Annotated in this window: 19 protein-coding genes; all 19 read right to left on the bottom strand. The window is 61.1% G+C overall.

Annotated elements, in window-relative coordinates; genetic code table 11:
• Positions 1-28: 28 nt before the first annotated feature.
• A complete protein-coding gene (eprS, locus tag ACODS9_RS10310) occupies positions 29-3028 on the bottom strand; it encodes an autotransporter serine peptidase EprS (protein ID WP_489093857.1) in 3000 nt (999 codons plus the stop codon).
• Positions 3029-4094: 1066 nt separating this feature from the next.
• A complete protein-coding gene (gene glmS, locus ACODS9_RS10305) occupies positions 4095-5930 on the bottom strand; it encodes a glutamine--fructose-6-phosphate transaminase (isomerizing) (protein WP_267300620.1) in 1836 nt (611 codons plus the stop codon).
• Between the two features lie 12 nt (positions 5931-5942).
• A complete protein-coding gene (locus ACODS9_RS10300) occupies positions 5943-6710 on the bottom strand; it encodes a DeoR/GlpR family DNA-binding transcription regulator (protein WP_401108042.1) in 768 nt (255 codons plus the stop codon).
• A 143-nt stretch (positions 6711-6853) separates the two neighbouring features.
• Positions 6854-8221, bottom strand: a complete 1368-nt coding sequence (glmU, locus tag ACODS9_RS10295; RefSeq protein WP_489093856.1) for a bifunctional UDP-N-acetylglucosamine diphosphorylase/glucosamine-1-phosphate N-acetyltransferase GlmU — start codon at positions 8219-8221, stop codon at positions 6854-6856.
• Between the two features lie 121 nt (positions 8222-8342).
• Positions 8343-8762, bottom strand: coding sequence for a F0F1 ATP synthase subunit epsilon (locus ACODS9_RS10290; RefSeq protein WP_011536500.1), 420 nt, complete (start codon positions 8760-8762; stop codon positions 8343-8345).
• 44 nt (positions 8763-8806) lie between these two features.
• Positions 8807-10183: a F0F1 ATP synthase subunit beta gene (gene atpD, locus ACODS9_RS10285; protein ID WP_023628563.1), complete on the bottom strand. Its 1377-nt coding sequence runs from the start codon at positions 10181-10183 to the stop codon at positions 8807-8809.
• A 27-nt stretch (positions 10184-10210) separates the two neighbouring features.
• Positions 10211-11071, bottom strand: coding sequence for a F0F1 ATP synthase subunit gamma (gene atpG, locus ACODS9_RS10280; protein WP_023628562.1), 861 nt, complete (start codon positions 11069-11071; stop codon positions 10211-10213).
• 48 nt (positions 11072-11119) lie between these two features.
• Positions 11120-12664 carry a F0F1 ATP synthase subunit alpha gene (atpA, locus tag ACODS9_RS10275; RefSeq protein WP_038707082.1) on the bottom strand — a complete coding sequence of 515 codons (1545 nt, stop codon included), beginning with the start codon at positions 12662-12664 and terminating at the stop codon, positions 11120-11122.
• 21 nt (positions 12665-12685) lie between these two features.
• Positions 12686-13222, bottom strand: a complete 537-nt coding sequence (locus tag ACODS9_RS10270) for a F0F1 ATP synthase subunit delta (RefSeq protein ID WP_023628561.1) — start codon at positions 13220-13222, stop codon at positions 12686-12688.
• 12 nt (positions 13223-13234) lie between these two features.
• A complete protein-coding gene (locus ACODS9_RS10265; RefSeq protein WP_023383136.1) occupies positions 13235-13705 on the bottom strand; it encodes a F0F1 ATP synthase subunit B in 471 nt (156 codons plus the stop codon).
• 57 nt (positions 13706-13762) lie between these two features.
• Positions 13763-14020 (bottom strand): F0F1 ATP synthase subunit C, encoded by a 258-nt coding sequence (gene atpE / locus ACODS9_RS10260; RefSeq protein ID WP_003097235.1) that lies wholly within the window; start codon positions 14018-14020, stop codon positions 13763-13765.
• A 144-nt stretch (positions 14021-14164) separates the two neighbouring features.
• Positions 14165-15034: a F0F1 ATP synthase subunit A gene (gene atpB, locus ACODS9_RS10255; RefSeq protein WP_023628560.1), complete on the bottom strand. Its 870-nt coding sequence runs from the start codon at positions 15032-15034 to the stop codon at positions 14165-14167.
• Between the two features lie 16 nt (positions 15035-15050).
• Complete coding sequence (locus ACODS9_RS10250; protein ID WP_011536507.1) at positions 15051-15458, bottom strand: F0F1 ATP synthase subunit I; 408 nt, start codon at positions 15456-15458, stop codon at positions 15051-15053.
• A 149-nt stretch (positions 15459-15607) separates the two neighbouring features.
• Positions 15608-16480, bottom strand: coding sequence for a ParB/RepB/Spo0J family partition protein (locus tag ACODS9_RS10245; protein ID WP_023628559.1), 873 nt, complete (start codon positions 16478-16480; stop codon positions 15608-15610).
• 9 nt (positions 16481-16489) lie between these two features.
• A complete protein-coding gene (locus ACODS9_RS10240; protein WP_023628558.1) occupies positions 16490-17281 on the bottom strand; it encodes a ParA family protein in 792 nt (263 codons plus the stop codon).
• A gap of 18 nt (positions 17282-17299) precedes the next feature.
• Complete coding sequence (gene rsmG, locus ACODS9_RS10235) at positions 17300-17950, bottom strand: 16S rRNA (guanine(527)-N(7))-methyltransferase RsmG (RefSeq protein ID WP_102683387.1); 651 nt, start codon at positions 17948-17950, stop codon at positions 17300-17302.
• Complete coding sequence (gene mnmG, locus ACODS9_RS10230; protein ID WP_489093855.1) at positions 17947-19839, bottom strand: tRNA uridine-5-carboxymethylaminomethyl(34) synthesis enzyme MnmG; 1893 nt, start codon at positions 19837-19839, stop codon at positions 17947-17949. The genes rsmG and mnmG overlap by 4 nt, the downstream gene beginning before the upstream one ends.
• A gap of 537 nt (positions 19840-20376) precedes the next feature.
• Positions 20377-21750: a tRNA uridine-5-carboxymethylaminomethyl(34) synthesis GTPase MnmE gene (mnmE, locus tag ACODS9_RS10225; RefSeq protein WP_023628555.1), complete on the bottom strand. Its 1374-nt coding sequence runs from the start codon at positions 21748-21750 to the stop codon at positions 20377-20379.
• Between the two features lie 83 nt (positions 21751-21833).
• Positions 21834-23516 carry a membrane protein insertase YidC gene (yidC, locus tag ACODS9_RS10220; RefSeq protein WP_401108050.1) on the bottom strand — a complete coding sequence of 561 codons (1683 nt, stop codon included), beginning with the start codon at positions 23514-23516 and terminating at the stop codon, positions 21834-21836.
• Position 23517: the final 1 nt, after the last annotated feature.

Raw genomic sequence — 23517 nt, 5'->3', positions numbered from 1 at the left:
GTATTGCAACAACTGGCGCCACGACGCCTCAGAAACGCCATTGCAGGTTGAGCCCCGCGCCATGCTGTTGTTCACGACTGGCCAGACGCCCCTGGTAGTCCAGGCTCAGGTCCAGGTCGCGGGTCAGGCCCACCCGTGCCTGGAGCCCGACCAGCGCGGCATCGCGCAAGGCTGGCGCCGTCTCCACCCGGAACGGCAGGTCACTGCCGGCAAAGGCCAGGTGCTCGCGGTCCTGGGTTCCGCTCAGCCGGTGCTGCCAGCCCAGGCTTGCCGCCAGTTGCAGGTCCTGCTGCGGGCCCACTTGCCATTGCTGGCGCCCACGCAAGCCCAAGGTGCTTAACCAGGCATCACGCTGCTCGTCGCCCGCCTGCAACGCTGCGGCATCGCCCTTCTCATGGAAGCCATCACGGTCCAGATGCTGGTAGGTCAGGTTGGCGAACGGCTCCAGTTGCACCGCCGGCAACGCCAGGCGATAGGCCGCCTCGGCAAACAGCTGCTGACTGCGGGCATCGATCTGCGCGCGCTGGCGGCCGGACACCTCGGCATAGGCCAGGTCGCGGCGAACTTCAGCGCGGTGCCAGCTGTAGCTGCCGCCCAGGCTCAAGCGCAGCTGGTCGACGTCGTGGCGGACATAGGCGCCCAAGTGGTAGCTGTCGACCGTGGCCCGGGAGTGGCTGCCGCCCATGCCCAGGGAGCTGTCGCTGTAGCCGGCGGCCAGGCCGGCGCGGGTCTGCTCGTCGAAGTCCCGGTCCAGGCCCAGCAGCATGCCGCCCAGGGAGCTGGTATAGGACTCGCTGCCCTGCACGCCCTCGATGCGCCCCCAACTGCCCAGGCCTTTGAGCCAGAGCTGGGTGGAGCCTGTCTCGGGCGCCGTCGTGCCAGGCGCATTGGCAGGCAGTGCGGCGCCTTGCACACGCTCGCCCAAGGCGTCACGCAACACCGAGCCCTGGCTGAGCAGCATCGAGTCCAGCGCCGGATAGATCTCTCCGGCGAGCTGGCGCAGGCCGTCCCGGGCCTGGTCCGCCGAGGTCGAGAGCAGCAGGCTTTCATACACCGGATTGCCCGGTCCCAGGCGCTCCACGGCGGCGCCACTGGCGAGCTGGTTGGGCGTGGCCGCGACGCTGTCGAACGTCGCGGCGCTGCGCGTCACGTCCAACTGCACGCCGTTGGCCGAATAGTCGAGCACGGTCCCAAGGAACAGGTAGCCGGGCTGGACCTGGGCGAAGCGCCCATCGACGCCGCCTGCCGCCTGCAGGATGTCAAACTGGCGCCCAACCAGGCTGGTGACCACGCCACCGGCCAGCAGGTTCGGCCGAGCCTGGGGCACCAGACTGAGATTGGCGCCACCGACGCTGGCCTGGCCATCCACCACGAGTCGATCACTGGCCGTGGGCGACAGCTCCACCTGATAGGTCGAACCCGGCTGCAAGTCCAGGTTGCCGGCGACATTCAAGGTACCGATGGAGTTACCCGGGGCCACCACGCCCCCAGCGTTGGCAATCAGGGCACCGACCCGGCCATTGCCGCCCACCGTACCGCCAGCATTGACCGTCACCGCTGATTGCAGGCTGCCGTTAACCGCCAGCAACCCGCCATCGACGCGGGTCGGGCCGCGGTAGCTGCTGTCACCCGTGAGCACCAACCAGCCGGCCCCGGACTTGACCAGGCTGCCTTGGTAAACCCGCTGCGCAGCCGCTGCGTCACGGGCCATGCCCAGGGCATAGTCGCTGCGGTCCTGCTGGCTGGCGCCCGCTGCCAGGCCATGCTCCCAGCCGCGATCCTTGAGGGTCTGCTGCCAGGCCTGACGTTCCGCGACGTCCTCGGCCTGACGCTGCACCAGCGCCTGGTCGGAAATGCCGTTGCTCCAGCTATCGCCCTGCCCACGCTCCAGGTTGACGCTGAACTCCCCCAACAACTGCCCTGGGCCATGCAAGGCCCGGCCCAGGTCCGGAACGCCCCAGCCCACCCGCTCGCTGGGCGCCTGGGTCGGCGAGCCATCGAGCTGGCGCGAAGTGGTCAGCAGCACTTGCAAGGCCTGCTGGTTGTTCAGATAGGGATAACGCTCCATGACCAGGGCCAGGGCCCCGGTGGCATGGGGCGCGGCCATTGAGGTGCCGTTGTAGGTGGCATAGCCGCCACCGGGCACGGTACTGGTGATTGCCGCCCCCGGAGTCGCCAGGCACCAGTATTTGGCGATGCCGCACTGGTTGTATTTCTGCTGGTTGTTCTTGTCCAGGCCCGACACCGCCAGCCAGTGGCCTTCCAGTTCCGGCTGGAAGTACGGCAGCGCCGAGCGCACGCTGGCATTGGCATAACCGCTGTTACCGGCGCTGAACACATTGATCACACCCCGACGCGCCACATCGCCAGCGGCATCGAGCCAGGTGGCCTGCTGGAAATGCTGGGCGTAGGCCGCGCGCAGGTCGCCGAGGGTCTGGTAGCTGACATCCTTGGGCTGGCTGCCCCAGCTGTTGTTGATCGCTCTCGCCCCGGCATCCACCAGGGAGTCGTAGACCGCCTTGAAATACCGTGGATCGGGATCGGTGCCGAACAGGAACTTGTCATTCTTGTTGGTGTTGCCCACGTATACCTGGGCATTGAAGGCCACGCCGTGCATGCCCACGCCATCACGGGCCGCGCCCATGGTGCCGGTGACATGAGTACCATGGCTGTCGTTGGCGCCATTGAGCACCCCGGACACACTGAACGGAGTACCGTCCAGGTACTGGCCGGTGGCGGTGACCGCGTGGAAACGCCCGGGGCTGGCTTCGGGGTGGGCGGGATCGAATCCCGAGTCCAGGGCGCCGATGCTGACCCCGGCACCGGTAAACCCGGCGGCATAGGCCTGGCTCGCCTGCATGCGCTCCAGGCCCCAGTCCTGCTGGTATTCGACCGAGCGCCAGCTGGCGGGGTCGCCCAGGCGGCCAGTGTCCTGATAGGCCGCCGCAGCCGACAGTGGCAGGCCGCTGGCAAATGCCAGGCACAGCGTGCCCGTCAGCGTCTTGAGCTGATCACATCTCACATCCATGTCGATGACTTCTCTTGTTCTTGTTGTCGGATCGCCCATCCTGGGTCGACCAGTGTGTTACTGCATCGCTAGGCCGCAAGGCACGGCTTCATCGAGCAGCAGAAGGATATGACGTTTCTCGATTAAGCGATGCGTCAGCGCTGCATATCCAATATGCGTTTTTACCTGTTCGGACAGGTTGCGGGGGAGGCTTTGAGAGGAGGGAAGACAACATAAAGGGAGGGCGCCTGTGCGGCGCCCTTGTTGTTTCCTAAATAAGCTTGTAACAGACCATCCAGTCTTTTGCCGGCTCAACCGAAATCTGTCGACGTCGGCATAAATCACGCCTATCTGGAAGGCTCAGTAGCTGAGTGCACCAGATGCCTACCTCAAGAATCACCGATCTTGAGTCTCTAATGTGGCGAGTTCCGCAGAGAGCCATTTTGTTTTCCCAGTGGCCGATGTTCCTACCTCCAACAAAAAGGTCAGCCCATCGAGTCCAGGTTGTGAAAAATCGATACCGTCATCCGCGGGAGAATAACGCCGCGAAGCCGATCTATGGGGACGGTATGCGGAGAGTAGATAGCGCCGCCCATCCGCAAGGGATGTGAAGTAGCATCCAAGACAGCCTGGAGCTGGTTTATCTGCCCAGACTTTGAAGTCGAGTTGAGCAGTCCAGGTTCCGGTAGGAACATCCTTCCAAGAGTAGGAATTAGGCTCAAAACCTGCGTCCACAGCCCCGTTGTAGCTCCATGCGCGTCGCGAGTCTGCGGCCGTGGATTTAATCGTTTCTTCCATTTCCTTCCCCTTAGATGGGTCATGCCCTGCCAGTTTTTGAACCTGCTCACTCACCCACTCGCTTGTGAGCTTAAACCGCACCGGGAACGAGACCGGTGCGGTCTCATGTTGTCGCAACAGTAAACAGTGCTGTCAACGGCTGATCCCACGGGAGCGCAATGTCTGCGCAACCAACGCCTCTTCAGCCCGATGGAGCTTGGACAGGTTGCGGGGGAGGCTTTGAGAGGAAGGAAGACAACATAAAGGGAGGGCGCCTGTGCGGCGCCCTCCCTTTGCAACAACAGTCGCGTTACTCCACCGTCACCGACTTGGCCAGGTTGCGCGGCTGGTCGACGTCGGTGCCCTTGAGCACGGCGACGTAGTACGACAGCAGTTGCAGCGGGATGGTGTAGAGGATCGGCGCCAGCGCATCGTTGATGTGCGGGACGTTGATCACATGGGTGCCTTCGCCGTTGCTCATGCCAGCCTGCTCGTCGGCAAAGACCACCAGCTCACCACCACGGGCGCGAACTTCCTGCAGGTTCGACTTGAGCTTTTCCAGCAGCTCGTTGTTAGGCGCCACGGTCACCACGGGCATATCGTTGTCCACCAACGCCAGAGGACCATGCTTGAGCTCACCGGCCGGGTAGGCTTCGGCGTGGATATAGGAGATTTCCTTGAGCTTGAGCGCACCTTCCATGGCCACCGGGTACTGGGCACCGCGGCCAAGGAACAGGGTGTGGTGCTTGTCGGCGAACAGCTCGGCGATCTTCTCGACCACGCCATCCATCGCCAGCGCTTCGCTCAGGCGTGCCGGCAGGCGGCGCAGCTCGTCCACCAGCTCGGCTTCGACACCGGCCTCAAGGGTACCGCGCACCTGGCCGAGGGCCAGGGTCAGCAGCATCAGCGAGACCAGCTGGGTGGTGAAGGCCTTGGTCGAGGCGACGCCGATCTCCGGCCCGGCCAGGGTCAGCAGGGTCAGGTCGGATTCACGCACCAGCGAGCTGATGCCCTTGTTGCAGATGGCCAAGCTGCCGAGGAAGCCCAACTCCTTGGCATAGCGCAGGGCCGCCAGGGTGTCGGCGGTCTCGCCGGATTGCGAGATCGAGACGAACAGGGTGTCCGGTTGCACCACCACCTTGCGATAGCGGAACTCACTGGCGACTTCCACCTGGCAAGGGATGCCGGCGAGGCTTTCGAGCCAGTAACGGGCGACCATGCCGGCGTGATAGCTGGTGCCGCAGGCGACGATCTGCACATTGCGCACTTTGCCGAACAGCTCGGCGGCCTGTGGACCGAAGGCCTGCACCATCACATGGTCATTGCCCAGGCGACCTTCCAGAGTGCGCTGCACCACGCCGGGTTGCTCATGGATTTCCTTGAGCATGAAGTGGCGGTAGTTGCCCTTCTCGGCGGCTTCCGCACCTTCGTGGTACTGCACCGTCTCACGCTGGACCGGCTGACCGGCCTGGTCCCAGATCTGCACCTGAGTGCGGCGAATCTCGGCGATATCGCCCTCTTCCAGGTACATGAAGCGGTCGGTGACCTGGCGCAGGGCCAGTTGATCCGAGGCCAGGAAGTTTTCACCGAGGCCCAGGCCGATCACCAGGGGGCTACCACTGCGGGCAGCCACCAGACGGTCAGGCTGGCTGGCGCTGATCACGGCCAGGCCATAGGCGCCATGCAGGCGTTTTACCGCGGCCTTGAGCGCATCGGTGAGGTCGGGGATAGTCTTGAGCAGATGGTGGATGAGGTGCACGATCACCTCGGTGTCGGTCTGCGAGACAAAGGTGTAGCCCAGGCCCTTGAGCTCTTCGCGCAGTTCCTCGTGATTCTCGATGATGCCGTTGTGCACCACCGCCACTTCATGGCCGGAGAAGTGCGGGTGCGCATTGTGCTCGGTAGGCGCGCCATGGGTGGCCCAACGGGTGTGGGCGATGCCCAGTTGGCCAGCCAGCGGGTCGGCGGCAACCGCGCCTTCAAGTTCGCTGACCTTGCCGATGCGGCGGCGACGCTCGAGCGCGCCCTGCTGGGTCAGGACAGCCAGGCCGGCGCTGTCATAACCACGGTATTCCAGACGCTTGAGGCCTTCGATGAGAATGGCTGTGATATTGCGCTCAGCAACGGCACCGACGATTCCACACATAAGATGTTGCTCCTAGCTGATAGCGGCGCAGATAAGGGTGATGCCGCGGGCTTGAATCCGGTCGCGTGCCTCGACGGGCAGGCGATCATCAGTAATCAGGGTGTTCACGCTGCCCCAGGGCAGCTCGAGGTTGGGGATCTTGCGGCCGACCTTGTCCGACTCGACCATGACGATCACCTCGCGGGCCACTTCGGCCATGACCCGGCTCAACCCCAGCAGTTCGTTGAAGGTGGTTGTGCCACGTTCCAGGTCGATGCCGTCGGCACCGATGAACAGCTGGTCGAAGTCGTATGAGCGTAGTACCTGCTCGGCCACCTGGCCCTGGAAGGACTCCGAGTGCGGATCCCAGGTACCACCGGTCATCAGCAGGACGGGTTCATGCTCTTGTTCGCTGATAGCCCGGGCCACATTGAGCGAGTTGGTCATCACCACCAGGCCTGGCTGGCGCCCGAGCTGCGGGATCATCGCCGCCGTGGTGCTGCCGCTGTCGATGATGATGCGCGCGTGTTCGCGGATGCGTTCCACTGCCGCCCGGGCAATGGCCTGCTTGTAGAGGGACACCGGCTGGACCGTGTCGGCCAGCAGTTCCTGGGGCATGGTCACCGCGCCGCCGTAGCGGCGCAGCAGCAGGCCGTTAGCCTCCAGGGCGTGCAGATCCTTGCGGATTGTCACTTCGGAGGTTTCGAAACGCTTGGCCAAGGCGTCGACACTGACCTCGCCCTGCTCATTGAGCAAGGCCAGGATATTGTGGCGCCGTTGTGGTGTATTTCGTTTCGACATGTCGATTTAAGTTTCGATTCGAAAGATAAGTGTTGCAATCAAAACCTAAGTCGATCGATTCGTCAAGTCGGGCATTAACCGGCAAATAAAAAGGCCGACTTATTCACATAAGCCGGCCCTGTGCAAAAATCGCTGTGGATAACTCAGCTCTTCTTGATTTTCTCCGGACGCTTCCAGCCTTCGATATTGCGCTGGCGTGCACGCGCAACGCCCAACTGTCCGGCTTCAACCGTCTGGGTGATGGTCGAGCCCGCTGCGGTAGTGGCCCCGGCCTGGATTTCCACAGGGGCAACCAGGGAGTTGTTGGAGCCAATGAACACGTCCTCACCCATTACCGTGCGGAACTTGTTGGCACCGTCATAGTTGCAGGTGATGGTGCCGGCACCGATGTTGCTGCGGGCGCCGATCTCGGCGTCGCCCAAGTAGGTCAGGTGTCCGGCCTTGGCGCCCTCGCCCAGGTGGGCGTTCTTCAGCTCTACGAAGTTACCCACATGCGCCTTGGCCTCCAGCACGCTGCCTGGACGCAAGCGGGCGAACGGGCCGGCATCGCTGCCCTCGCCCATCACCGCGCCTTCGATATGACTGTTGGCCTTGATGACCACGCCCTTGCGCAGAGTGCTGTCCTTGATCACACAGTTCGGGCCAATCTGCACGTCGTCCTCGATGAACACCTTGCCTTCGAGAATGACGTTGATGTCGATCAGCACATCGCGGCCAACAGTCACCTCACCGCGTACATCGAAGCGCGCCGGATCGCGCAGGGTGACGCCCTGGGCCATTAGGCGACGGCCTTCGCGCAGCTGGTAGTGACGCTCAAGTTCCGACAGCTGACGGCGGTCGTTGGCGCCCTGCACTTCCATCGAGTCGTGGGGCTGCTCGGTGGCGACCACCAGGCCATCGTCCACGGCCATGGCGATCACGTCGGTGAGGTAGTACTCGCCCTGGGCATTGTTGTTGGACAGGCGGCCCATCCAGTCGGCCAGGCGTGCGGCCGGCATGGCGAGGATACCGGTGTTGCCTTCCTTGATCGCCTTTTGCGCTTCGCTGGCGTCCTTGTGCTCGACGATCGCGGTCACTTTGCCTGCCGCGTCACGCACAATGCGACCGTAGCCGGTCGGGTCCTGCAGGGTCACCGTGAGCAGCCCGAGCTGTTGCTCGCTGACTTTGGCCAGCAGGCGCTGCAAGGTTTCCACCTCGATCAGCGGCACATCGCCGTACAGCACCAGCACGGTGTCGGCAGTGATCGCCGGCAGCGCCTGGGCCACCGCATGGCCGGTACCCAATTGCTTGTCCTGCAGGACGAAATTCAGATCGTCCGCTACCAGGCGTTCGCGCACCAGCTCCGCGCCGTGGCCGATAACCACGTGAATACCCTTGGGCTGCAACTGGCGTGCGCTGTGGATAACGTGGCCGAGCATGGAGTTGCCGGCAACCGGATGCAGCACCTTGGGCAGCGCGGAGCGCATGCGGGTGCCTTGGCCTGCGGCGAGAATGACGATATCGAGGGACATTGACTGGCTACCAATCCTGGGCGGTCAGGGACGTGACCAAAGGGGAAATTCAGAAAAGAAAAAGGGTAGCCGAGGCTACCCTTTAACTCAATCGCATTGGAAGTGACCGGCCAAGGCCAGGTTACTTGCCCTTGCGCAATTGCTGGACAGTACGCAGCTGAGCTGCAGCTTCGGCCAGACGTGCGGCAGCAGCACCGTAGTCGAAGTCCGAGCTTTTCGCGTTCAGCGCGTTCTCAGCAGCCTTGAGGGCTTCCTGAGCCTGAGCTTCGTCCAGGTCGGCAGCGCGCTGCACGGTGTCGGCAAGAACCTTGACCATGTTCGGCTGCACTTCGAGGAAGCCACCGGAGATGTAGAACACCTCACGATCGCCACCTTGCTTGGTCAGCGTGATCGGACCAGGCTTGAGATTGGTGATCAGCGGCGCGTGGCCTGGAGCGATACCCAGATCGCCCAGGTTGCCGTGCGCTACTACCATCTCGACCAGGCCGGAGAAGATCTCTCCTTCCGCGCTGACGATATCGCAATGGACTGTCATAGCCATCTGCTTGCCTCAACCTGATTAGCGCCCCTTGCGGGGCGCCGGGATTACAGTTTCTTGGCTTTCTCGATCGCTTCGTCGATGCTGCCGACCATGTAGAACGCTTGTTCTGGCAGGTGGTCGTAGTCACCTTTGAGGATGCCGCTGAAGCCAGCGATGGTGTCCTTGAGCGAAACGTACTTGCCTGGCGAGCCGGTGAAGACTTCGGCCACGAAGAACGGCTGCGACAGGAAGCGCTGGATCTTACGAGCGCGGGCAACCAGTTGCTTGTCGGCTTCGGACAGTTCGTCCATACCCAGGATCGCGATGATGTCCTTCAGCTCTTTGTAGCGCTGCAGAACATACTGAACGCCACGAGCGGTGTCGTAGTGCTCGGTGCCGATCACGTTCGGGTCCAGCTGGCGCGAAGTCGAGTCCAGTGGGTCGACCGCTGGGTAGATACCCAGGGAAGCGATGTCACGGGACAGAACGACGGTGGCGTCCAAGTGGGCGAAGGTGGTCGCTGGCGACGGGTCGGTCAGGTCGTCCGCAGGTACGTATACGGCCTGGACGGAGGTGATCGAACCTTCCTTGGTCGAAGTGATACGCTCTTGCAGAACGCCCATCTCTTCGGCCAGGGTCGGCTGGTAACCTACTGCCGAAGGCATACGGCCCAGCAGTGCGGATACTTCGGTACCGGCCAGGGTGTAACGATAGATGTTGTCGACGAACAGCAGAACGTCGTTACCTTCGTCACGGAACTTCTCAGCCATGGTCAGGCCGGTCAGCGCTACGCGCAGACGGTTTCCTGGTGGCTCGTTCATCTGACCGTAGACCAGCGCTACCTTGTCGAGAACGTTGGAGTCCTTCATCTCGTGGTAGAAGTCGTTACCCTCACGAGTACGCTCACCCACACCAGCGAACACGGAGTAACCGCTGTGTTCCATGGCGATGTTACGGATCAGTTCCATCATGTTAACGGTCTTGCCGACGCCGGCACCACCGAACAGACCAACCTTACCACCCTTGGCGAACGGGCAGACCAGGTCGATAACCTTGATGCCGGTTTCCAGCAGGTCGTTGCCGCCTGCCTGGTCAGCGAACGAAGGCGCTGGCTGGTGGATACCGCGACGCTCTTCTTCGCCGATCGGGCCGGCTTCGTCGATCGGGTTGCCCAGGACGTCCATGATACGGCCCAGGGTTGCCTTGCCGACAGGTACCGAGATGGCAGCCTTGGTGTCGACGACATCCAGACCACGCTTCAGACCTTCGGTCGAGCCCATCGCAATGGTACGAACCACGCCGTCGCCCAGCTGCTGCTGAACTTCCAGGGTGGTTTCCGCGCCTTGTACTTTCAGCGCGTTGTAAACACTCGGCACGGCATCACGTGGGAATTCCACGTCGATGACGGCGCCGATGATTTGAACGATACGTCCGCTACTCATAGCTGGATCCTCTGAATTTTTGAACCGTTAAACCGCGGCAGCGCCGCCGACGATTTCCGAGATCTCCTGGGTGATCGCAGCCTGACGCGCCTTGTTGTAGATCAACTGAAGCTCTTTGATCAAATCACCGGCGTTGTCTGTGGCGTTCTTCATGGCGATCATCCGGGCCGCTTGTTCAGCAGCGTTGTTCTCGACCACCGCCTGGTACACCTGCGACTCCACGTAACGCACCATCAAGCCGTCCAGCAGCTCTTTTGCGTCGGGTTCGTACAGATAGTCCCAGTGGTGCTTGAGTTCCTGATCCGGGGTTGCCACCAACGGTACCAATTGCTCGACCGTCGGTTTTTGGGTCATGGTGTTGATGAACTTGTTCGAAACCACCGAGAGGCGATCGATACGGCCGTCGAGGTAGGCGTCCAGCATCACTTTGACGGAGCCGATCAGATCGTTGATCGATGGCTCTTCGCCCAGGTGGCTGATCGCGGCTACGACGTTGCCGCCAAAGATGCGGAAGAAAGTCGCACCCTTGCTGCCGATCACGCACAGGTCGATTTCAACGCCCTGTTCGCGGTTTTCGCCCATGTCCTTGACCAGGGCCTTGAACAGGTTGGTGTTCAAGCCACCGCACAGACCACGGTCACTGCTCACCACGATATAACCGGCGCGCTTTACAGGGCGCTCGATCATGAACGGGTGGCGGTATTCCGGGTTGGCGTTGGCCAGATGACCGATCACCTGGCGGATACGCTCCGCGTAAGGACGGCTAGCAGCCATGCGCATTTGTGCCTTGCGCATCTTGCTGACCGCCACTTTCTCCATGGCGCTGGTAATTTTTTGCGTGCTTTTGATGCTCGCAATCTTACTGCGAATCTCTTTTGCGCCTGCCATGTATCACCTATCAGGTTAGCAAGCGGGGGCCGGAGCCCCCGCTGCGGCTTACCAGGTCTGGGTGGCCTTGAACTTCTCGATACCGGCTTTCATGCCAGCGTCGATTTCGTCGTTGAAGTCACCCTTCACGTTGATCTTGGCCATCAGTTCGGCGTGATCACGGTTGAAGTAGGCAATCAGAGCTTGCTCGAAGCTGCCAACCTTGGAGACTTCTACGTCGGTCAGGAAACCACGCTCAGCGGCGTACAGCGACAGGGCCATGTCGGCGATCGACATTGGCGCGTACTGCTTCTGCTTCATCAGCTCGGTAACGCGCTGACCATGCTCCAGCTGCTTGCGGGTAGCCTCGTCCAGGTCCGAAGCGAACTGGGCGAAGGCCGCCAGTTCACGGTACTGGGCCAGGGCGGTACGGATACCACCGGACAGCTTCTTGATGATCTTGGTCTGGGCGGCACCACCAACACGGGATACCGACACACCGGCGTTAACGGCAGGACGGATGCCTGCGTTGAACATGGCCGATTCCAGGAAGATCTGACCGTCGGTGATCGAGATCACGTTGGTCGGAACGAACGCGGAAACGTCGCCAGCCTGGGTTTCGATGATCGGCAGAGCGGTCAGCGAGCCAGTCTTGCCAGTTACGGCACCGTTGGTGAACTTCTCGACGTACTCTTCGGAAACGCGCGATGCACGCTCCAGCAGACGGGAGTGGAGATAGAACACGTCGCCTGGGTACGCTTCACGTCCTGGTGGACGGCGCAGCAGCAGGGAGATCTGACGGTAGGCAACGGCCTGCTTGGACAGGTCATCGTAAACGATCAGGGCGTCTTCACCGCGGTCACGGAAGAACTCGCCCATGGTGCAGCCGGCGTAAGGCGCCAGGAACTGCAGTGCGGCGGATTCCGAGGCGCTGGCAACGACCACGATGGTGTTGGCCAGGGCGCCGGCTTCTTCCAGCTTGCGAACGATGTTGGCAACGGTGGAACGCTTCTGGCCGACTGCAACATAAACACAGAAAATACCGGAGTCTTTCTGGTTGATGATGGCGTCGATGGCCATGGCGGTCTTGCCGATCTGACGGTCACCGATGATCAGCTCGCGCTGGCCACGGCCGACAGGGATCATGGCGTCGACGGACTTGTAGCCAGTCTGTACAGGCTGGTCTACCGACTTACGCCAGATCACGCCTGGAGCTACTTTCTCGACCGCGTCGGTCTGGGTGTTGCCCAGAGGACCTTTGCCGTCGATCGGGTTACCCAGTGCGTCGACGACGCGACCCAGCAGTTCCTTACCAACCGGAACTTCCAGGATGCGGCCAGTGCACTTGGCGCTCATGCCTTCGGCGAGGGTGTCATAGGCACCCAGGATCACTGCACCTACGGAGTCTTGCTCCAGGTTCAGGGCCATGCCGAATACGCTGCCAGGGAACTCGATCATTTCGCCGTACATGACGTCGGCCAGACCGTGGATCCGCACGATGCCGTCGGAAACCGAAACGACGGTACCTTCGTTACGGGCTTGGGAGCCGACATCGAGGTTGTCGATGCGGCCCTTGATGATTTCACTAATTTCGGAAGGATTGAGTTGCTGCATTGCTCTGCTGCCCCTTCAAACTCAAGATTTCAAGGCTTCGGCCAGTTTCGCGATTTTCCCGCGAACCGAACCGTCGATTACCAGGTCGCCAGCGCGGATGACGACGCCGCCGATCAGGCTGGCATCCTCCGACGCGTGCAGGCGCACTTCCTGGCCTAACCGTGCACTGAGAACCTTGGCGAGTTTGTCTTGCTGTTCTTGGTTCAACGCAAAAGCACTGGTGACTTCCACGTCCACGGACTTCTCTTGCTCGGCCTTGTACAGGTCGAACAGAGTCGAAATCTCCGGCAGAAGCAGGAGACGTTCGTTTTCCGCGGCAACATGAATGAAATTCTGTGCCTTGGCGTCAAACTTGTCACCGCACACTTCAATGAATGCGGCGGCCTTTTCTGCGCTAGTCAGTTGCGGGGCCTTGAGCAGGCGCTGCATGGTGTCGTCTTGCGACACCGCAGCAGCCAGGCCGAGCATGGCTGACCAATTGGCCAGTTGCTGATGGGCCTGGGCATGCTCGAAGGCAGCCTTAGCGTAAGGTCGGGCCAACGTGGTCAGTTCTGCCATGATCGCCCTCGCTTAAATTTCAGCGGCCAGTTTGTTAACCAGCTCCGCATGCGCGTTTTGATCGATTGTGGCGCCAAGGATCTTTTCAGCACCGCCAACAGCCAGGGCACCCACTTGGGCACGCAGGGCGTCTTTGACGCTGTTCAGTTCCTGTTCGATCTCGGCTTGAGCCTGAGCCTTCACACGGTCAGCTTCGACGCGAGCCTGTTCACGGGCTTCCTCGACAAGCTGAGCAGCGCGTTTCTTGCTTTGCTCAATGATTTCGGCTGCCTGTGCCTTCGCTTCACGCAGTTGCTGACCCGCTTTCTCTTGGGCCAGCTCCAGGTCGCGAGCTGCGCGGTTGGCAGCGTCCAAACCGTCGGCAATCTTCTTTTGGCGCTCTTGCAGGGCAGTGATGACCGGAGGCCATACGTACTTCATGCAGAAGAGTACAAAAATCAGAAAAGCAACGGATTGGCCAATCAGGGTTGCATTAATGTTCACGCCAACACCTCGCTCGGTCTTTGTCCATCACACCAATCAACTCGTAGGAACGAGTGATTAGCCGGCGATCTGACCAACGAAGGGGTTCGCGAAGGTGAAGAACAGAGCAATACCAACACCGATCATGGTTACGGCGTCGAGCAGACCGGCAACGATGAACATTTTGACCTGCAGCATCGGAACCATTTCTGGCTGGCGAGCAGCGCCTTCCAGGAACTTGCCGCCCAGCAGGCCGAAACCAATGGCGGTACCCAGAGCACCCAGGCCGATCAGCAGAGCAACAGCGATAGCGGTCAGACCAACTACAGTTTCCATCTTTCCTCCCGACTTTTACGTCGTATTGGTTAGGTTTTTAGTTTGAAGCGGTAAAACAAATCGTTTGGTACAGCATGCCCTTGCGGACTTTTTAAGCCCTCCCCCCAAACCGGCGGGGAAGGCTATCAGACACGCCAGGCGGTCTTAATGGTTATCTTCGTGAGCCATCGACAGGTAGACGATGGTCAGCATCATGAAGATGAAAGCTTGCAGGGTGATGATCAGGATGTGGAACACAGCCCACGCCCACTGCAGCACCACACCCAGGCCACTGAGCCAGAGGATGCCGGCGCCGAACATCACCGCGATCAGGATGAACACCAGCTCGCCGGCGTACATGTTGCCGAACAGACGCAGGGCCAGCGAGATCGGCTTGGCGATCAGGGTGACGAACTCGAGCAGGAAGTTCACCGGGATCAGCAGGATCTGCACGAAGATGTTCTTGCTGCCGAACGGGTGCAGGGTGAGCTCGCCGATAAAGCCGCCGATGCCCTTGACCTTGATGCTGTAGAAGATGATCAGCGCGAACACGCTCAGGGCCATGCCCAGGGTGGCGTTCGGGTCGGTGGTCGACACCGCGCGGAACGGAATGTGCGGATCACCGGAGATCAGGATGGCCAGTTGAGGAATCCAGTCGACCGGTACCAGGTCGATGGCGTTCATCAGGAATACCCAGACGAAGATGGTCAGCGCCAGCGGGGCGATCACCGGGCTGCGGCCGTGGAAGGAATCCTTCACGCTGCCGTGGACGAAGTCCACCAGCACTTCGACAAAGTTCTGCAGGGCGCCAGGCTGGCCGGAAGTGGCCTTTTTAGCCGCCATGCGGAAGATGAACAGGAAGATCAGACCCAGCGCAACGGACCAGCCCAGGGTGTCCAGGTGGAACGCCCAGAAGCCCATTGCCTTGGCTTCTGCAGCCGAATGGGCCAAGCCCCAGCTGCCGTCTGGTAGTTGACCGTAGGTCAGGTTCTGCAAGTGGTGCTGGATATAGCCCGAAGCGGTTTCTGCTGCCATGGTTGCCTCAAACGCCCTAAGGTCTCGAAAGTCTTTTATTCATCAGCAGGGGCGCGAACCAGCTGACCAAAAGGGTCAGCACGAAGACGCCGAATACTGCCAACGGCGCCAATGGCTTCACTCCTGCGAAGGTCAGTGCAAACAGCACTGCCGTCAAAATCATCTTGCCTGCCTCGCCCGCGTAAAACGACTTGACGATGGCCTGCGCCGCCCGGGCTCCGCTGAAGCGAAAAGCCTTCCAGGCGAAATACACATTGGGCAGCCAGGCAATCAAACCTCCGCAAAGGCCTGAATATCCACTGACCACCCCTTTCCACTGCCACAACACCAGCGTTGCCAGCAGCAGTACGACAAATTGAGCCAGCAGTACCGGAAAAACCGCCCAGCGATGGAAAGGCAGGCGGTTTGGCGTGCGGATTTCCATCACAACTGCTCCTCGAAAGTCGACCGCCTCGTCAACAATGACTTGGCATAATTTGTGCCGACAAAATGCGCGCAGAGTATAGGGGTGGATTAACCCCTATTCAACTCTTGGGTAGTGATTTCCGACTGCGCGCTACAACAGGAATTGTTTCAGCGGATGTGAGCAAGCACGCCTTGCAACTCGTCCAGGGAGTTGTAGCGAATAACCAACTGGCCTTTGCCCTTGTTGCCATGGCGAATTTGTACCGCCGAGCCCAGGCGCTCTGCCAGACGCTGTTCAAGACGCGTGATATCCGGATCAGGTTTGCTCGCCTCGACCGGCTCAGGTTTGCCACTGAGCCACTGACGCACCAGTGCCTCGGTCTGGCGCACGGTGAGGCCGCGTGCGACAACATGACGCGCCCCTTCTTCCTGCCGATCTTCCTCGAGGCCGAGCAAGGCGCGGGCGTGGCCCATCTCCAGGTCGCCATGGGCGAGCATGGTCTTGATCGCCTCGGGCAGCGAGATCAGCCGCAACAAGTTGGCCACGGTGACCCGCGACTTGCCGACGGCATCGGCCACCTGCTGCTGGGTCAGTTCGAACTCCTGCTGCAGACGCTGCAGGGCGAGCGCCTCTTCCAGCGGGTTGAGGTCCTCGCGCTGGATGTTCTCGATCAGCGCCATGGCAATGGCGGCTTCGTCGGGTACTTCGCGGACCATGGCCGGAACGGTATCCAGGCCAGCCTGCTGGGTGGCGCGCCAGCGGCGCTCACCGGCGATGATCTCGTAGCGGTTGTCACCGATCGGGCGAACCACGATCGGCTGCATGACGCCATGGGTGCGGATCGAGTGCGCCAGTTCTTCCAGCGCCTCGGGATCCATGTCGCGACGCGGCTGGTACTTGCCGCGCTGAATCAGCTCGACCGGCAGGTGTTGCAGTTCCTTCTGGTCGATCTTGACAGCCTGCGCTTCGAGCGCGCTGACGGAAGGACCACTGAGCAGTGCATCCAACCCACGTCCGAGACCGCGTTTCTTGATGGCCATGCGGATTCCTTAAGTTGTTTGTGCAATGCGTGATGGACGGCGCTGACGACGGACCAGTTCCCCGGCCAACGCCAGATACGCCAGCGCGCCACGGGATTGCTTGTCGTAGGCCAGTGCCGGCATGCCGAAGCTCGGCGCCTCCGCCAGGCGGATGTTGCGCGGAATCACCGTGTCGTACAGCTGCTCGCCAAAGTGCTCCTTGAGCTGCGCCGAAACATCGTTGTTCAGGCTCAGGCGCGGGTCGTACATGGTCCGCAGCAGGCCTTCGATCTTCAGCTCCGGATTCAACCGGGCGGCGATACGCTTGATGTTATCCACAAGGTCGCTCAACCCTTCCAGCGCGTAGTACTCGCACTGCATGGGGATGATCACGCCATCGGAGGCGACCAGCGCATTGAGCGTCAGCATCGACAGTGACGGCGGGCAGTCGATGAGGATGTAGTCGTAGTTCTCGCGGATCGGCGCCAACGCGTTGCGCAGGCGGCTCTCCTTCATCTGCATTTCCAGCAGGACCACTTCGGCGGCGGTCAGGTCGCGGTTGGCCGGCAACAGCTGGTAACCACCGTGCTCGGAGTAGTGCATGGCCTGGGCCAGGTCGCATTCCCCGATCAGCAGGTCGTACACCGAATGCTCGAGCTCGTGCTTATCCACACCGCTGCCCATGGTGGCGTTGCCCTGTGGATCGAGGTCGATCAGCAGCACGCGACGCTTGGTCGCGGCCAGCGATGCGGCGAGATTGATGCAGGTGGTGGTCTTGCCCACACCACCCTTCTGGTTCGCGATTGCGAATACCTTAGCCATTGTTGCTCGTGTTCCCAGTCATGCCTTGCGGCGCAGTATCAGCAGATGGCGCTGGCCCTGGCAACCTGGAACGGTCAGGGCCTGCTCGCTTTCCACTGTGAAGTCTGCGGGCAATGCTACCAGTTCATCGGCAGGATGCAGCCCCTTCATTGCAAGCCATTGCGTGCGGCTGTCACCCAGGTGGCGGGTCCAGTTGGTGAAATTCTCCATGCTGCTGAAGGCCCGGGAGACGATCCCGCAGAACGGCTGCTCGGGCTGGACCTCTTCCACCCGGCTGTGGATAACCGTGAGGTTGTCCAGTTTCAGCTCCATCTTCACCTGGGTGAGGAAGCGCGTCTTCTTGCCGTTGCTGTCGAGCACCGTCACCTGCTTGTGCGGGTGCAGGATGGCCAGCGGAATACCCGGCATGCCGCCGCCACTGCCGACATCCAGCCAACGCTGGGTGTCGTTGTGGATAAACGGCATGACGCTGAGGCTGTCGAGCAAGTGACGCGAGACCATCTCGTCGGGGTCGCGCACGGCGGTCAGGTTGTAGGCCTTGTTCCATTTGATCAACAGGGCCAGGTAGCCCAGCAGCAGTTCGTGCTGCTGCGCGGTCAGCTCGACACCAAGCTGACGCGCACCTGTGGACAACTCTTCGGCATGTTGCGGGGTGACCGGGGAACTCAAGCGCTTTGCTCCAATTCGCGGCCTGCGCCGCGTTTTTTCAAGTGAATCAGCAACAGGGAAATCGCCGCCGGGGTGACGCCGGGAATACGCGAAGCCTGGCCCAGGGTCTCTGGCCGGGTGTCGCCGAGCTTGCCCTGGATCTCCTTGGACAGCCCGGAAATGGTCGTGTAGTCGATATCCACAGGCAGGCGCGTGTCTTCGCTGGCGCGCAGGCGGGCAATCTCTTCCTGCTGGCGGTCGATGTAGCCGGCGTACTTGGTCCTGATCTCGACCTGCTCGGCGACCTGTGGATCGATGTTCTCGCCGCCGGTTGCCTCGATCAGGCCAGCGTAGTCGATTTCAGGGCGGGCAAGCAGGTTGAGCAGGCTGTACTCGTGCGCCAATGGCGTGCCGAACTTATCCACAATGGCCTGGCCTTGCGGCGTGTTCGGGCGCACCCACGTGCTCTTCAAGCGCTGCTCTTCACGTTCGATGCCTTCGCGCTTGGCGCTGAACGCCGCCCAGCGCTCATCGTCGATCAAGCCGAGTTCGCGGCCTTTCTCGGTCAGGCGCAGGTCGGCGTTGTCTTCGCGCAGGATCAGCCGGTACTCGGCTCGCGAAGTGAACATGCGGTACGGCTCCTGGGTGCCGAGGGTGATCAGGTCGTCGACCAGCACGCCGATGTACGCCTCGTCGCGGCGCGGGCACCAGCTTTCACGGCCCTGGGCGCGCAGCGCCGCGTTGGTCCCGGCCAGCAGGCCTTGGGCACCAGCTTCTTCGTAGCCGGTGGTGCCGTTGATCTGGCCTGCGAAGAACAGGCCGCCGATGACCTTGGTCTCGAGGCTGTACTTCAGGTCGCGTGGATCGAAGTAGTCGTACTCGATGGCATAGCCCGGGCGCACGATGTGCGCGTTCTCCATGCCGCGGATCGAGCGGACGATCTCGAGCTGCACGTCGAACGGCAACGATGTGGAAATGCCGTTGGGATACAGCTCATGGGTGGTCAGGCCTTCCGGCTCGATGAACACCTGGTGGCTTTCCTTGTCGGCGAAGCGGTGGATCTTGTCCTCGATCGACGGGCAATAACGCGGGCCGATGCCTTCGATCACTCCCGAGTACATCGGCGAACGATCAAGGTTCGAGGCAATGATCTCGTGGGTGCGGGCGTTGGTGTGGGTAATCCAGCAGCTCACCTGGCGCGGATGCATCTCGGCATTGCCCATGAACGACATTACCGGGATCGGCGTATCGCCCGGTTGTTCGGTCATCACCGAGAAGTCCACCGAACGGCCATCGATGCGCGGCGGGGTACCGGTTTTCAGCCGGCCGACACGCAGCGGCAATTCACGCATGCGGTTGGCCAGGGCATTGGCGGGCGGATCACCCGCGCGGCCACCGGAATAGTTCTGCAAACCGATGTGGATAAGTCCTCCGAGGAAAGTCCCGCTGGTCAGTACCACGGAGTCGGCGAAGAATCGCAGGCCCATTTGCGTAACCACGCCCTTGACCTGGTCCTGCTCGACGATCAGGTCATCGCACGACTGCTGGAATATCCACAGGTTGGGCTGGTTTTCCAGGATTTCACGTACCACCGCCTTGTAGATGGCGCGGTCCGCCTGTGCACGGGTGGCGCGTACCGCCGGGCCCTTGCGGTTGTTCAGAACGCGGAACTGGATGCCGCTCTTGTCGGTGGCCAGCGCCATCGCGCCGCCGAGCGCATCGATTTCCTTGACCAGGTGGCTCTTGCCAATGCCACCGATGGCCGGGTTGCAGCTCATGTGACCGAGGGTTTCCACGTTATGGGTCAGCAGCAGGGTTTTTACACCCATGCGTGCGGACGCAAGCGCAGCCTCGGTACCGGCATGGCCGCCGCCGATGACGATCACTTCAAAACGGGAAGGGAAATCCACCACGCACCTCGTGCCTGTTTTTGCGAATAGAGAAGGTAAGCGGACAAGTATAGGGACTTCCCGCCCTCCAAAGAAACCTTCTGAGCAAAATTTGACCAGGCTGTGGATGAGTGGCAGGTAAAAGAAAACAAAGAGGAAAAATTTAAAAAAGCTTTGTTTTTATGTTTATGTTTATGCACCCACCTGTCTGTGCATAAGTCTCTACAGCCCATATATTTCAATGTGTACAGAGAATCATAACCCTGTGTCCAGGTAGCCCTGGGGGCTCTGGATACCGCTGTTTAACCTGTGGATGAATCGTGCTGTTACCCACAAGCAGGTTTGTCCTCAGAAAAAAAGCCTGGTTATCAACGGAGCTGAGGTCGAGTTTTCCACAGAGCTTAGCCAGGCGTTCGGAACGCTGTTGATGAAATATTTTCCGCAGCGCTTGTCGTCCGTGGTCGCTGGCCTGCTTGCAATGACCCGTACCGACACGAATCGCAGGCAAAAAAAAGCCGCTCCAGAGAGCGGCTTTGTTGCGAATCGAACCCTGTGGGATCACTTGCCAATGCAGAAGCTGGAGAAGATCCGCCCCAGCAGGTCATCCGAGCTGAATGCTCCGGTAATTTCACCCAGCACTTGCTGTGCCTGGCGCAGGTCCTCTGCCAGCAGCTCACCGGCACCGGCGAGGGTCAGCTGCGCACGGCCATGCTCGAGGTGGGCACTGGCCTGGCGTAGCGCTTCCAGGTGCCGGCGACGAGCGCTGAAGCTGCTTTCGGCGGTTTGTTCATAGCCCATGCAAGCCTTGAGATGCTCACGCAGCAGATCCAGGCCCATGTCATTGTCTCGGGCGCTGAGGGTGATGGTGACGTGCCCATCGTCGCTTTGCTCCAGGCCCACGACCTCACCACTGAGATCCGCCTTGTTGCGAATGAGGGTGACCTTGGCCACGTCAGGGCGCTGATCGAGAAACTCTGGCCACAAGGCAAACGGATCACTGGCTTCCGGTGCCGTCGAATCGACCACCAGGAGCACACGGTCGGCCTCACCGATGGCCTTGAGCGCCCGTTCCACACCGATCTTTTCCACATGGTCATCGGTGTCGCGCAAGCCTGCGGTGTCGACCACATGCAGCGGCATGCCGTCGATGTGGATATGTTCGCGGAGGATATCCCGGGTGGTGCCGGCGATATCGGTGACGATTGCCGCTTCACGTCCGGCCAACTGGTTGAGCAGGCTCGATTTACCCGCGTTCGGCCGACCTGCGATGACCACGGTCATGCCGTCGCGAAGCAATGCGCCTTGCCCTGCTTCGCGCTGAACTGTGGATAACGTGTCACGTACTTCATCGAGCATGCGCAGCACATGGCCATCGGCAAGAAAGTCGATCTCTTCCTCTGGGAAGTCGATGGCGGCTTCGACATAGATGCGCAGGGCGATCAGAGCTTCGGTGAGGCCATGCACACGCTTGGAGAACGCCCCCTGCAGGGAACGCAGGGCATTGCGCGCAGCCTGTGTGGAGCTGGCTTCGATCAGGTCGGCGATAGCCTCGGCCTGGGCCAGGTCGAGCTTGTCGTTGAGGAACGCTCGCTCGCTGAATTCGCCCGGACGTGCCAGGCGGCAACCGAGCTGCAGGCAACGTTGCAGCAGCATGTCCATGACTACCGGGCCGCCATGGCCCTGCAGCTCCAGCACATCTTCGCCGGTGAACGAGTTAGGCCCGGGGAAGAACAGCGCGATCCCTTCATCCAGCACCAGGCCATCGTCATCGCGGAACGGGCCGTAATGGGCATGCCGCGGGGTCAGCGTATTGCGCCCGGTGATGACTTGCCCGGCCTGGCGGGCCAGCGGGCCGGACAATCTGACGATGCCTACCCCGCCACGGCCCTGGGCGGTGGCGATGGCGGCAATGGTTTCACGCACTGTGTTCATGCTCGAACCTCTACAACGAATACGACAGATAGCAAAAACGCCCCAGGGGGGCGTTTTTGTTCACAGGCTAGCGTAGCAGCCCGTCAAGCGGCTGCGTTCTTGGTCGCAGCCTCGATACGACGAGTGATGTACCACTGCTGTCCGATCGACAGGCAGTTGTTCACAACCCAGTACAGCACCAGACCAGCCGGGAACCACAGGAAGAAGAAGGTGAAGATGATCGGCATCATTTTCATTACCTTCGCCTGCATCGGATCGGGCGGGGTCGGGTTCAGACGCTGCTGGATGAACATGGTGGCACCCATGATGATCGGCAGGATGAAGAACGGATCCTTGATCGACAGGTCAGTGATCCACAGCATCCACGGGGCCTGGCGCATCTCGACGCTTTCCAGCAGTACCCAGTACAGGGCCAGGAACACCGGCATCTGCACCAGGATCGGCAGGCAGCCGCCCAGCGGGTTGATCTTCTCTTTCTTGTACAGCTCCATCATCGCCTGGGACATCTTCTGGCGATCGTCACCGAAGCGTTCCTTGAGCTGGGCCAGTTTTGGCGCCACGGCACGCATGCGCGCCATCGAGCGGTAGCTGGCGGCCGACAGCGGGAAGAACAAGCCCTTGATCAACATGGTCAGGACGATGATCGACCAGCCCCAGTTGCCCAGCAGGCTGTGGATATGTTGCAGCAGCCAGAAGATCGGCTGGGCGATGAACCACAGGAAGCCGTAGTCGACGGTCAGTTCCAGGCCTGGGGACAACTCCTTGAGCTTGGACTGGATCTTCGGACCGGCATACAGCATGGCGCTTGTTTCGACCTTGCCGCCGGCAGGGACGTTAAGCGCCGGGCCGGTGTAGCCGATGATGTAGTTGCCCTGGCTGTCCTTGCGGGTCTGGACGGCGTTGTTGTCCGAGTGGGCCGGGATCCAGGCGGTCACGAAGTAGTGCTGCAGCCAGGCGACCCAGCCGCCGGTCACATTTTCTTTCAAACTACCTTTGTCGATGTCTTTCATCGACACTTTCTTGTACGGCTCGGAAGCTGTCCACAGGGCCGCGCCCAGGTAGGTGGCGGTACCGGTGGCGGTGCTCGACGACGGGTCGGAGCTGGCGTCACGCTTGAGCTGGGCAAACATGTTGCCGGTCCAGGCCTGGCTGCTCTGGTTGTCGATCAGGTAGCTGACGGTCAGGTCATACTCACCGCGCTTGAAGCTGAAGCGCTTGATGTAGTTGACGCCGTTCTCGCTGAACTTCAGGTCGACCGACAGTTGGTCCTGGCCGTCGGCCAGCTGGAAGCTCTTCTGTTCTGCGGCGTACAGCGGGCGACCCGTGGAACGGGCGTCCGGACCGTTGGCGCCGGTCAGGCCACTCTGGGCCAGGTACACACGTTCGCCACCGTTATCGAACAGCTGGAACGGAATATCCGGATGATCCTGGCGACGAGGGTACTTCGGCAGGGTCAGTTGGACGATGTCACCACCGACCGGGTCGATAGCCAGGTCCAGGACGTCGGTCTTGATCCGGATCAGGTCCTTGCTGAGCGCCACTGGCGCCAGTTCGGCTGGGCTGGATTCAGCATTGGCGCTCGGCACATCGGCACTTGCACCGGAGTTGCCAGCCGGCACGGTGTCCGGCAGGGCCGGGGCAGCATTGCTGGCAGCAGCATTCTGAGTCGGCAGGGCAGCCTGGCCGTAGTCCTGGTTCCACTTGAGGACCATGACATAGGACACGATTGCCAGGGCGACGATCAGGATCGTGCGTTTAATATCCATG

It is taken from the genome of Pseudomonas sp. FG36, from assembly GCF_057809275.1.
The sequence above is the reverse complement of the archived record's forward strand: the minus strand, read 5'-3'. Positions and strand labels throughout refer to the sequence as shown.

Coding starts and splice junctions, on each gene's coding strand:
- eprS (WP_489093857.1), bottom strand. CDS start 3,028: ATGGATGTGAGATGTGATCAGCTCAAGACGCTGACGGGCACGCTGTGC.
- glmS (WP_267300620.1), bottom strand. CDS start 5,930: ATGTGTGGAATCGTCGGTGCCGTTGCTGAGCGCAATATCACAGCCATT.
- ACODS9_RS10300 (WP_401108042.1), bottom strand. CDS start 6,710: ATGTCGAAACGAAATACACCACAACGGCGCCACAATATCCTGGCCTTG.
- glmU (WP_489093856.1), bottom strand. CDS start 8,221: ATGTCCCTCGATATCGTCATTCTCGCCGCAGGCCAAGGCACCCGCATG.
- ACODS9_RS10290 (WP_011536500.1), bottom strand. CDS start 8,762: ATGGCTATGACAGTCCATTGCGATATCGTCAGCGCGGAAGGAGAGATC.
- atpD (WP_023628563.1), bottom strand. CDS start 10,183: ATGAGTAGCGGACGTATCGTTCAAATCATCGGCGCCGTCATCGACGTG.
- atpG (WP_023628562.1), bottom strand. CDS start 11,071: ATGGCAGGCGCAAAAGAGATTCGCAGTAAGATTGCGAGCATCAAAAGC.
- atpA (WP_038707082.1), bottom strand. CDS start 12,664: ATGCAGCAACTCAATCCTTCCGAAATTAGTGAAATCATCAAGGGCCGC.
- ACODS9_RS10270 (WP_023628561.1), bottom strand. CDS start 13,222: ATGGCAGAACTGACCACGTTGGCCCGACCTTACGCTAAGGCTGCCTTC.
- atpE (WP_003097235.1), bottom strand. CDS start 14,020: ATGGAAACTGTAGTTGGTCTGACCGCTATCGCTGTTGCTCTGCTGATC.
- atpB (WP_023628560.1), bottom strand. CDS start 15,034: ATGGCAGCAGAAACCGCTTCGGGCTATATCCAGCACCACTTGCAGAAC.
- ACODS9_RS10250 (WP_011536507.1), bottom strand. CDS start 15,458: ATGGAAATCCGCACGCCAAACCGCCTGCCTTTCCATCGCTGGGCGGTT.
- ACODS9_RS10245 (WP_023628559.1), bottom strand. CDS start 16,480: ATGGCCATCAAGAAACGCGGTCTCGGACGTGGGTTGGATGCACTGCTC.
- ACODS9_RS10240 (WP_023628558.1), bottom strand. CDS start 17,281: ATGGCTAAGGTATTCGCAATCGCGAACCAGAAGGGTGGTGTGGGCAAG.
- mnmE (WP_023628555.1), bottom strand. CDS start 21,750: ATGAACACAGTGCGTGAAACCATTGCCGCCATCGCCACCGCCCAGGGC.
- yidC (WP_401108050.1), bottom strand. CDS start 23,516: ATGGATATTAAACGCACGATCCTGATCGTCGCCCTGGCAATCGTGTCC.